Source organism: Microcystis sp. M53602_WE12 (assembly GCF_030065455.1).
GTDB lineage: Bacteria > Cyanobacteriota > Cyanobacteriia > Cyanobacteriales > Microcystaceae > Microcystis > Microcystis aeruginosa.
Window position 1 is genome coordinate 1 of sequence record NZ_JASJFB010000306.1, and the last position, 2,869, is coordinate 2,869.

The 2,869-nt window shown below is 39.8% G+C and carries 2 protein-coding genes; one reads left to right on the forward strand and one right to left on the reverse strand.

From position 1 onward, the window contains the following. Positions 1-533 precede the first annotated feature (533 nt). Positions 534-2,009: a bifunctional metallophosphatase/5'-nucleotidase gene (locus PX482_RS10980; protein ID WP_002762888.1), complete on the forward strand. Its 1,476-nt coding sequence runs from the start codon at positions 534-536 to the stop codon at positions 2,007-2,009. Between the two features lie 505 nt (positions 2,010-2,514). Here the strand turns inward: PX482_RS10980 and PX482_RS10985 are convergent. After that, positions 2,515-2,869: flavin reductase family protein (locus tag PX482_RS10985; protein WP_288122438.1), on the reverse strand; the 355-nt coding region annotated here is incomplete at its 5' end.

Genomic DNA, 2,869 nt, shown 5'->3' on the forward strand with positions numbered 1-2,869 from the left:
ACGCTTCTTGACAAGAAAAAAGCTGATGATCTCACCCCGGAGGAAGTCCTTGAGCTAGAAGCGATTGGCGAACTCGACCAAATTTTCAGCTACATCAACGCTGTCATTGCCGCCAGAGTAAATGGTCATTCCTAAATCGCTCCACCATATTGTTCGACAACGCGCTAGGTTCCAGTGTGAATACTGTCACTATCCCGAACTCCTCAGTGATGCTCTCACCCTGTTTTTACATTGGCGCAAGTCATGCTATATTATGGGCTGTGGCTCTTCGTTACTTGGCATGATTCGATCAGGGGGCATAAATCGAAGCAATGTCTTTCTGTGTAAGGGTTTTATCCTTTATAACCCCCCTCCATTGCATAACACAAACCGAAGAGCCTAAACTGCTAAAAGCTGAACTTTTTCTGGATCGGCTAGAAGAAATCACAGACCAAGCTTCTGACGGTATTCAGAAAGCCAAGCTTTAAACCGTTCGCAGTACCCAAATCAAACTATCTCTTTCATTTAATCAACTCAAACTACTGGAGAGACTCATGGTTGAAACTACAACAAAACTCAAAAAGTTTACGATTTTACATTCCAATGATATGCACGGCGACTTTTTAGCGGAGGCTAAAACTGGACAAGGTGGTTTGATCGGCGGGTTATCATTGCTTTCTGGTTATATCAATCAAGTGCGTCAAACGGAAAAAAATACACTTTATGTTATTTCAGGTGATATGCTTCAAGGTTCGATGATTGATACCGAATTTAAAGGCTTATCAACCATGGAAATCATGAATTACCTAGCACCTAATGTAGTGACTTTAGGAAACCACGAATTAGACTATGGCTTTCCTCATTTGCTCTTCTTAGAAAAAATGGCAAACTTTCCTATTGTTAATGCCAACTTGTACATTAAAAAGTACGGTAAAAGGTTGATGAACCCCTATATCATCCTCAATGTAGATGGATTTGATGTTATGTTCATTGGTATTGTCACCGAAGAGGTTCTTAGTGCCTTAAAGCTGGACAAAAGCATTGGTACATTTGTTGGACTAGAAGATGCAGCGGCTGAAGTTGGTAAGATCTGTAATACCTACAAAAATGAAGATATTGATTTGACAATTCTCCTAACTCACATTGGTTTTGAAGAGGATCAAAAGTTAGCGGCTATGTTAGACCCTGAGTGGGGGGTGGACATGATCATTGGTGGACATTCTCATACACTTTTAGAACAGCCTGCCCAAGTAAACAACATTTTAATCACCCAGGCCGCCGTTGGGACTGATCAGATCGGACGTTTCGATATTACAGTAGACGACGATACGAACAGCATTGTCGAATGGAAATGGGAACTTATTCCTATTAATGATCAGGTAGCTAGTCCTGACGTAGATTTGCAAAATTTTATCAATACCTACAAAGAACAAGTAGATCGCAAGTACAATCGTATTGTTAGCCGTTTAAATCGTCAATTGACTCATCCCGTGCGCGAACAAGAAACTGAGTTAGGTAATTTAATCGCTGATATCTTCTTAGAAATAGATACGATTGATGTCGTGCTTGTCGGTAGTGGTTCCATACGAGGTAAAGAATTAGGGCCTGTGGTCACTCTTGAAGATCTTAAGAAGGTTTATCCGTATGATGGTTCTCTTTATAAAATTAAAGTTACTGGAGCGCAACTGACAAAGGTATTTACCCATTTTCTGCGCCCAGAAAACAGAAAGCCTGGGGAAAGTCAATGTTATCAAATCAGCAAAGGTGTTCGAGTAGTTTATAACAATACTAAGAAAGCAATTGAATCTTTCAGTATTAATGAACAACCTGTAGAGGCTGATCGTTTATATGTAATCTGCGTGCAAGATTATCATTATCAAAATTCGCTGAAGAGTTTGAATCTCACGCCTGAAGAAATAGCTAACGCTAAAGTTGTTACTACTTCAAGCCAAGGTGTTCTTGAAGAATATTTAAGTACTCATCAACTCCTTGACGGTCAGGTGGAAGGACGCTGGACTTTTGTTAACTAGAGTTTATGACTCTACCCAATTCCTGAAGCGTCTGAATGGAAACTTAGGCACGATTAGCAAATCCAACAATGTTTGAAACTTGCTTCCAATTTGTGAAGCGCCTGAATGGAAACGATGTGTAGGGTTAATTCATGAATTAACCCTACAATTTTTTTACTTCCAGTTCATGAAGCGTCTGGTACTAAATTCGGTTATTAAAGACTGATTATCTATTCCCATTTTGCCGTTCGGCTATCCTGATATGTAGCCTATAATCAACGGATTTAGTCTCAGTTATCAGTTATCAGTGGGTAAGTAATCAGTGATCAGATGTGATACTAAATCTGGTTATTAAAAAATGATTATCTATTGCTCCTTTTGCCTATTGCCTATTGCCTATCCTGATATGTAGCCTATACTTAACGGATTTAGTATGACTAACTGGTTGAGAGGTTAAACCATCTCAAAAGCTGAGAGCAAGCATCTTGATCTGTATTTTCTCAACCAGTCAAATCAAGCAAAAATCCTAATAATAATTACCGACTTTGCGATGGTGAACAGCTGTTAAACTATCAGGTTTAGAAACGCGACCATCGGTGACTTTATTGTAAACAATCCAGTGGTCAGCACATTCCATGCGACTAGCGACCTCACATTCTAAATAAGCGAGAGCATCGGCTAAAATTGGGGAACCATTATTAGCGGTGTGAGTATCGACTCCTGCAAAACGATCTTCCCCAGGTCCGAAACGTTTTAAAAAGTGTTTCATCAGGGTTTGATAATTGCCTTCTTCCAGAATATTTAAAATGAATTGATCCCCCACTTGCATTAAAGACTCGATCGCCCGATCTTTGGCCACAGCAACGGTAAAACCGGGAGGA